The organism is Candidatus Electronema sp. TJ, assembly GCF_048287355.1.
GTDB lineage: Bacteria > Desulfobacterota > Desulfobulbia > Desulfobulbales > Desulfobulbaceae > Electronema.
The window spans coordinates 34,494-42,238 of record NZ_JBLWEP010000001.1 but is presented as its reverse complement, the minus strand read 5'-3'; the positions used below and the strand labels follow the sequence as shown (position 1 = coordinate 42,238).

Here is a 7,745-nt window from a genome sequence, read left to right as displayed (position 1 = left end):
TGCGGCGCGGGCGGCAAAGCGCGAAGCGGCGGGCCAAGCGACAAAAAAATCTTCCGGCCTGTTTTCTTTTGCTGTAAGATACATCCAGACTTTACAGAAAAGGCACTCAGCACGCAGGGAGAACAGCTCGAAAAACTATGGACAACAAGAAGCCCACAGCACCGCCGGTCAAAAAGGCGGCGGCAAGCGGAGGAGCAGCAGATCAGAAGGGAGCCTTGAAGCGGACGGTCAAGGATCAGACCGGGGCCGGCAAGCTGAAAATCGGCGAGCTGCTGCAGAAGGCGGGCTACATCACCTCCGCCGAGTTCACCAACGCGCAGACGATACAGAAAAAGAACAACGAGCGGCTGGGGAAGATACTGCTCGACAGCGGCCTGATTGAGGAAGACACCATTGCCAACTTCCTCAGCAGGCAGCACGGCTACACTGCGGTCAACATCGCCGAGGAGGTGCCGAGTCCAGACGCGCTCAAGCTGATGCCTTACGAGATGGCCAAGCAGTATCTGGCCTTCCCGCTCCGGCTGGCCGGCGACACTCTCCAGATCACCATGGCCGAGCCAACGGACGCGCTGGAGGTTGAGGAGCTGCAGAACAGTCTCAAGCTGGCCCTCAACGTCTGCGTCTCCACCAGGCGGAACATTATTGACGCATACCGGACCTATTACAAAATATCAGACGAGGAGTACCAGTCCTTTTCCGGTAGCCACGAAGAGGAGCAGAGCGATCAGGTCGAGCAGGTTGAGGACTGGGGCGCGTTGGTGTCCGACGCGGCCGAGGACTTCGAGATTGAGGACTCCGGCGGCGATGAGGACGACAAGTTCAGCCAGTTCTCGGCCAATGACGCGCCGATCATCAAGCTGGTGAACGGCATCTTGGTCAAGGCGGTGCAGGAAGGGGTCAGCGACATTCATATTGAGCCGTTTGAGAAGACCATGCAGGTGCGCTACCGCAAGGACGGCTCGCTCTACAAGTCGATGAACCTGCCGCTGACAATCAAAAACGCGCTCTCGGCGCGCATGAAGATCCTCGCCGGGCTGAACATCACTGAACGGCGGGTGCCGCAGGACGGCCGCATCAGCATCCGGCTGGGGCGCAACAAGGCGGTGGATTTCCGTGTCTCCACCTTGCCGCTGCTGCACGGCGAAGGCATTGTTCTCCGTATCTTGGACAAAGGCTCGCTCAACGTTGACCTGACCAAGCTCGGCTTTGAGGTGGACACCTTCGAGGCCCTCAAGCGCTGTCTCAACCGCCCGCAGGGTTTGCTCCTTGTCACCGGTCCGACCGGCTCCGGCAAGACGGTGACGCTGTATTCGGCTCTCAACTCCCTCAACAGCGAGGACATCAAAATCCTCACCGCTGAAGACCCGGTCGAGTTCAACTTCAAAGGCATCAATCAGGTCAACGTCAACGTCGAGGTCGGCATGACCTTCCCTGCCGCCCTGAAGGCCTTCCTCCGCCAAGACCCGGACATCATCATGGTCGGCGAGATCCGCGACATCAGCACCGCTGAGATCGCCATGAAGGCGGCCATGACCGGCCACTTGGTTTTCTCGACCCTGCACACCAACGACGCGGTGGCCACGGTCAGCCGCATGGTGGACATCGGCATTCCGCCCTACATCTTGGCAGGCTCGCTGACCATGGTGCTCGCTCAGCGTCTTGGCCGCCGCCTCTGCGCCAAATGCAAGCAGCCGATCACAGTGGAGCGGCAGCGGCTTATAGAGATCGGCTTCACTGAAGAGCAGATTGACAAGCCCGGCTTCCAGATCTACGGCCCGAAAGGCTGCCCGGTCTGTAACGGGCGCGGCTACAAAGGCCGCGTCGGCTTCTTCGAGCTGCTTGAGGTGACCAGCGAGGTGGCGCAGGCCATTCAGGCGCAAGTTTCAGAGGAGCAGCTGCGCAAGGTGGCAGTGCAGTCAGGTATGTACACCCTGCGCAACGCGGCGATACTGAAGGCGCTTCAAGGCGTGACCAGCCTTGAGGAGGTGGAGGGCAACACAGTCATTCAGCAGGACACCCTGCCGCCTTATTTGGTCAGCCCGCCGGTGGAGGAGTTTGAGGACGGCGACATCATCATTCAGGAAGGCAATCAGGACGACCGCAACTTCTACAAATTAGTGCGCGGCAAGGTGGCGGTGCTCAAGCAGGGCAAGAAGATTGCAGAAATCACCGAGCCGGGCGAATATTTCGGCGAGATGGCCTGCATCCTTGATGAACCGCGCTATGCTTCGGTGATCTCCATCGGGCGGAGCAAGGTGAAGAAGTATCCCGGAGACAAGCTTCCAGAGCTGCTGGAGAAATATCCAGACATCACCCGACATCTTTTCAAGACCTTGTCCAAGCGTCTGCGCAAGACTGACAATATCGTCATCCAGCTGGCAGGCGGCGGGCCAGCCAAGCGGCCTCCCGGAGCCGGTCCGGCCATGCCGCCGCCAAGACCGGCTCGATGAGCAAGATTTCTGTCTACATCATCGCGTGGAACGAGGCGGACAAGATCCGGCAGGCGGTCAATTCCGTGCTTTGGGCGGATGAGATTGTCTTGGCCGACTCCTTCAGCACTGACGGCACCGCTGAGATAGCCGCTGCATTGGGCGCACGGGTGGTGCAGATCGACTTCAAGGGCTTTGGCAGTCTGCGCAACCAATCGATGGCCGCCTGCACGCACGATTGGATCTTCTCTTTAGATGCTGACGAGCGCTGCACCCCGGAAGCGCGGGACGAGATGCTGGCCGCAATCGTCCGGTCGGACGCGGCGGAGGCGTACTACATCCCCCGGCGCAACTTCTTCATGGGCTGCTGGATCAAGCACTCCGGCTTTTATCCTGATTACCGTCAGCCGCAGCTCTTCCGCAAGGGCGCATTGCGCTTCAAGGAAACCGACCCGGTGCATGAGGAATACGAGATCATCTCCGACAAACCTGTCGGTTATCTTCAGCAGCCCATCTGGCAGTTTCCCTACAAAAATCTGGAAGAGGTGGCCCGCAAAGCCAACCGCTATTCCACCCTTGGAGCGGAAAAGCTCCGCCAGCGAGGTCGGCGGGCAGGGATGCTCACCGCTCTCAGTCGGGGTCTGTGGTCCTTTTTTCACATGTACATCTTGAAAAAAGGCATCCTCGACGGCTGGCCGGGTTTTGTTATCGCCTTCGGCAACTTTGAGGGGACGTGGTACAAGTATGCCAAGCTGCATGAGCTGACTGCTGACTGGCAGCCGCCCGACAGCCCGCCGCTGCGGCGCGGATGAAAGGGGATATTTCAGCGACGGAAGCTGTTGGCCGCCAAGCAGTACTCCTTGGCCAGCAGCAGGCGTTGCGGCACAGGCAGGTAGAAGTAGATCGGACTCAGCATCAGGATATGAACGGCATCTCGGAGGCTCATTTTTCTGGACAGCTCTGCGGTTTCTTGTTCGCAGGCCAACATGGCCTACATTGCTCCTCAACCCTGACAAGCTGGCTCCTCCCTATTAGATGATATAATGCTTCCGTTCAGAAAGTTCAACATTTTTTACTGCTGTTCAGAATTTTTTCTGGACAAGAGACTGAACACCTCTTGCAACCCTGAAACGCAGCAAAACACGTCCAGCGAATGCTTTCTAAGACTCTCGCACCATCCTGCTGATTCCTGTGTAATCCACCTTGCCGCTGCCTAAGAGCGGAATCGCCTCCACCTGCCGCACCTGCCTGATATTATGCAGCGGCGAAAGTCCAGCTTCACGGATGATCTGGTTGACCTCCTGCCGTTCAACCGACAAAGTGGTCAGCAGCACTAATTCTTGCTGCTGCTCGTCGCCAGCAGCAGCCACAGCCAGCACAGGCCCGCTCTCGCCTGCCGGAAGCCGCGCCTCCAAGGCCTGCTCAATCGCGGGCAGGGAAATCATCTCCCCGCCTAATTTGACAAAGCGTTTCAGCCGCCCGGCAAAGACCAGCACGCCGTCGCCGCGCTCAAACATCAAATCGCCGGTGTCATACCATTGCTGGCCGCCAAATTCTACAAAGGGCGATTTCGCCTCGCCGATATAGCCGGAAAAGACATTCGGCCCGCGCACCAGCAGCCGCCCATTCCTGCCCGCAGCTGCTGGCTTGCCGCTTTCCACATCAACAAGGACGTGCCGCATCGAGGGCAGCAGCTTTCCTATTGTGCCGGGCTTGGGATCGGTCAAGGAATTGACAGAGACCACCGGCGCACATTCGGTCACGCCATAGCCTTCGCAGAGCAGAGCCTGCGGACATTTCTCCTGCAAGACAGCAAAGACCTGCTCCGGGCACTTCTCCGCGCCGGAGAAGATCAGGCGCAAAGAACGAAGCTGCTCTGCCGCGCCTGTGCGCAGCATCCCGTTGAGAAAGGTTGGCGTGGCGATCAGCACGCTTGCGCCGTAGGCCGCAGTCATCTTGGCAAGCATCGCGCCTTCCGTCGGATTGGGCCAATAAACCGTGCGCAACCCAGCGCAAAGCGGCAGGATCACGGTTCCGGCCAAGCCAAGCGAATGAAAGACCGGCAGGATGCCTAACAGCCGGTCATTGGAGGAAAGCGAGAGCACCGCTGAGAAGTCGCGCAGATTGGCAAGGAAATTGGCGTGCGTGAGCGGCACCGCTTTAGGCCGGGCTTCGGAGCCTGAGGTGAAGAGGATGGCAGCGTTCTCGGCAATATTGGCCTGCCGCAGCTTGCTCCAGGAAAGATAGCTTCTGAGCAGCGCGGCGAGCTTGCGGCCTGCGTTGATGCGGGCAGCGACATCCTCCAGATGCAGCCACTGTGCACCGACCTGCTCCAGCTCGATGCCCTGCGCAGTCAGGCGGCTGCACAGTGCCTTAGCGGTGATGACATGCGTTGCCCCGACCACGCCAAGCGAGTGTTTCATATTGGCCACACCGCTGGTCCAGTTGACCATCACCGGCTCCTTGCCGCTGAAGAGCACAGTCAGCCACGTGACCGCCGCGCCAACTGAGCCGGGCAGCATGATGCCGACGCGATGGCCCGGCAGCTGCTCAATCTCCGGCAGCAGGGCATAAATGGCAAGGATGAGCTGCCGCCAGGTTTTATCCCCCCTGATCTGATCAGAGAGGATGACTTGATCGGGATTCTTCTCCGCCTGCCGCAGGAACAGCTCGGCAATGTTCGCGCCGTCCGGGACAGACAGCGTCCGCTCCTCTGCTGCGGCGAACCACGCAGCGGAAACCGGCTTCAGCTCCACGCCAGCGAGCGTCGGCATGATGCCTCCTGCCGCCAGCACGCAGTCAGCCACGGTTTTCAGCACTTCAAGATTGTCTGCCGCCACGCCGAATTCCTGCTGCAGCCAGGCTCCGAACTCCGCCAGCACCAAGCTGTCCAAACCAAGATCAGCAGAGAGACTGTCGCTTTCAGCAAGCTCCTGCGCACCAGCCAGCTCGCGCAGTTTGTCCATGACCAAGTCGCGTGTGGCCGCCGGAATCTTGCTCGTGTCTTTGTCTGTGAATGCAGCCTGCCGCTCTTCGTGAAAGATTGGCGCATATCCCTGCCACCACCAAAGCGGCAGCTCAGTGTGCCGGTCAGGCTCGCGATTGTAAAAGTCCTCCAGATAACGGTTGATCACCTGCTTGCCTGCGTTGCGGGCAGGGAAATCATCTGGTTCAACGAATTCCAGCTGCACGTTACGCCTCGGCAGAAAGAAGATGCCGCTGGCCAGCACTGCCAGACAGAGTTTGCCGATGTCTTGCAGCAAAGAAGGAATGCCCCGCGCCCGGCTGAAACGGCTGCCCCACAGGCCGCGCAGCCGCACCAAGACAATCCGCGCCTCCGGCACGCCATGCACAACTGTTGCCGCGCCGCTGTTGCCGCCGATCTGCTCCAAATTGCTTCGGCTGATCTTGCCTGATGGATACAGCAGCACATTGTCGCCCTGCTTGAGCGCGGCCATGATCTCCTCTATGCCGGCGAAAACCTGTTCCCGCACCTGCTGGCCGCTGGTGTTGAGATCAGGAATGCGGATGGCCCGCAGCTGAGCCATCAGCCAGCGGAAGAAGGGGTGACTGGTCTGCTGCTCGTCAGCAAGCGGTCTGGGCGCGAAGGCATTGAAGAGCAGGCTGGTGATGATCACCGGATCAATCAGGGCTTGGTGATTGGGCAGGAAGAGAATGGGCCGCTGGTCGTCGCGCAGGCTCCGCTTGATCTCGCGCAAGCCTTCCACGCGGATGCGGTAGCGGAGACGGAGCAGGCAGGCGAACAGAAAATTGAGCAGAATGTTCATGGCAAAGTCCAAAGCAGAAAAGGAGCAGGAGGAAATCCAGCGGTTGAGTGTTTATTATACAGTCTTTGCGCGGGATGTTCCAACTGGTGTGCGGCAGGAAGGGGAAAATAAAAAAGCCGCCTTGGCCAGACAGCTTTTAAAATCACGAGGCGGACAAGCAAGGGCGCACATGCTTGATGTAGGGGCGAAAAATCTTTCGCCCCTACGGCTTATGCAAGAGAATCTCAGACAGCCGCAGCCTTGTTCAAGGCTGTCAACAGAACATCACGTCTGTTTTCATCCAGCTTGACTGGAATTTGATACACCAGCGTCCTGTTCATCAGCTCGGCAGAAGAGGGCAGGGCGGCTGGGTCGTAAACCACCCGGCGTTTGCCGTGGGCGTTGAACGGCCAGCCGTTCTTGGCCAGTGTTTTGCCGCCGAGCAGATGTTCCCACGAGGGATAGAAATGCCAGGTGTTTTCACCGAAATTGATTGCGCCTGCGTTGTTCTCGCGCAGGACCTGATTGACCTTTGCGGCCTGCGCTTTGTCGGGCAGAATGAAGGCGAGGAAGGTGGCGGAATCGCCCTGCTCGTCAAGAATCTCGCGGAAGCTGACTCCGGCCAGCTTTGACGCGGCTTCTTTGAGGATGGCCTTGTTCTTCCGCTGCTCGGCGACAATCATATCCAGCTTCGCCAACTGCGCCAAGCCTATGGCTCCCTGTATTTCCATCATCCGGTAATTGAAACCGATGAATCTCCGGCCTTCGCCGCCACGTCCACCAGGATTGACGACATGATCATGGCCGTGATCATGATATTCCGAGCAGCACCGCCACAATTCCTCGTCGTTGGTGATGACCATGCCGCCTTCGCCGGTGGTCATGGTCTTTACTGCGTCAAAGGAGAAGGTGCCAAAATGGCCGAAGGTGCCGAGATGCTGGCCGTGCAGCCGTCCGCCAGCTGCCTGCGCTGTGTCTTCAAGCACCGGAATGCCGTGCTGGTCGGCAATCGCTTTGATCTCCTTGATTCGCGCCTGCGCGCCAAGCATATGCACTGGAATGATGGCCTTAGTCTTCGGCGTTATCTTCTTTTGCAAGTCCGCCGGGTCCATATTCAGCGTCTGATCAATCTCCGTGAACACCGGCACCGCGCCGACATCCAGTATCGCCTCCCAGGTGGCGACAAACGTAAAACCCTGCGTAATCACCTCGTCGCCGATGCCCACGCCCAGCGCGGACAAGGCCACCTTGAGCGCGGCGGTGCCTGAAGTCACGGCCTGCGCATGATCCGCGCCAGTGTATTGAGCAAAGGCCTGCTCAAATTCGCGCACCTTATACACACCCTTGCGCTGCGGCCCGAATTCGTAACGGAACAGCACGCCGGTGTCAAACACCTCCAAAGCCTGCCGCTTTTCCTCTTCGCCAAACACCTCAAAACCAGGCATGATCGTTCCTCGCTGTGTCTTCTTTCAATCTGAAACCGTCACGTTTGCCGCTGCAAACGCCTTGCGGCACGCTTGCCGCGCCCCATTGTTCACTTGCAACGCCT

Annotated in this window: 5 protein-coding genes; 2 read left to right on the top strand and 3 right to left on the bottom strand. The window is 58.9% G+C overall.

Annotated features, from left to right (window positions below):
• Positions 1 to 137 precede the first annotated feature (137 nt).
• A complete protein-coding gene (gene pilB / locus ACNKID_RS00210; RefSeq protein ID WP_417911413.1) occupies positions 138 to 2,450 on the top strand; it encodes a type IV-A pilus assembly ATPase PilB in 2,313 nt (770 codons plus the stop codon).
• The gene (locus tag ACNKID_RS00205; protein WP_417911412.1) at positions 2,447 to 3,241 is read left to right on the top strand and encodes a glycosyltransferase family 2 protein; all 795 of its coding nucleotides are present in this window, start codon (positions 2,447 to 2,449) and stop codon (positions 3,239 to 3,241) included. The genes pilB and ACNKID_RS00205 overlap by 4 nt, the downstream gene beginning before the upstream one ends.
• 11 nt (positions 3,242 to 3,252) lie before the next feature.
• Here ACNKID_RS00205 and ACNKID_RS00200 read toward each other — a convergent pair whose 3' ends face one another.
• From ACNKID_RS00200 to ACNKID_RS00190, 3 genes are all read right to left on the bottom strand, one after another.
• Positions 3,253 to 3,417, bottom strand: coding sequence for a hypothetical protein (locus ACNKID_RS00200; RefSeq protein ID WP_417911411.1), 165 nt, complete (start codon positions 3,415 to 3,417; stop codon positions 3,253 to 3,255).
• A 172-nt stretch (positions 3,418 to 3,589) separates the two neighbouring features.
• Complete coding sequence (locus ACNKID_RS00195) at positions 3,590 to 6,217, bottom strand: AMP-binding protein (protein WP_417911410.1); 2,628 nt, start codon at positions 6,215 to 6,217, stop codon at positions 3,590 to 3,592.
• Between the two features lie 224 nt (positions 6,218 to 6,441).
• Positions 6,442 to 7,641, bottom strand: coding sequence for a DegT/DnrJ/EryC1/StrS family aminotransferase (locus ACNKID_RS00190; RefSeq protein ID WP_417911409.1), 1,200 nt, complete (start codon positions 7,639 to 7,641; stop codon positions 6,442 to 6,444).
• Between the last annotated feature and the right edge of the window lie 104 nt (positions 7,642 to 7,745).

What these genes read in the sequence shown, in the direction of transcription:
- pilB (WP_417911413.1), top strand. Translation starts at nt 138, where the DNA reads ATGGACAACAAGAAGCCCACAGCACCGCCGGTCAAAAAGGCGGCGGCA.
- ACNKID_RS00205 (WP_417911412.1), top strand. Translation starts at nt 2,447, where the DNA reads ATGAGCAAGATTTCTGTCTACATCATCGCGTGGAACGAGGCGGACAAG.
- ACNKID_RS00200 (WP_417911411.1), bottom strand. Translation starts at nt 3,417, where the DNA reads ATGTTGGCCTGCGAACAAGAAACCGCAGAGCTGTCCAGAAAAATGAGC.
- ACNKID_RS00195 (WP_417911410.1), bottom strand. Translation starts at nt 6,217, where the DNA reads ATGAACATTCTGCTCAATTTTCTGTTCGCCTGCCTGCTCCGTCTCCGC.
- ACNKID_RS00190 (WP_417911409.1), bottom strand. Translation starts at nt 7,641, where the DNA reads ATGCCTGGTTTTGAGGTGTTTGGCGAAGAGGAAAAGCGGCAGGCTTTG.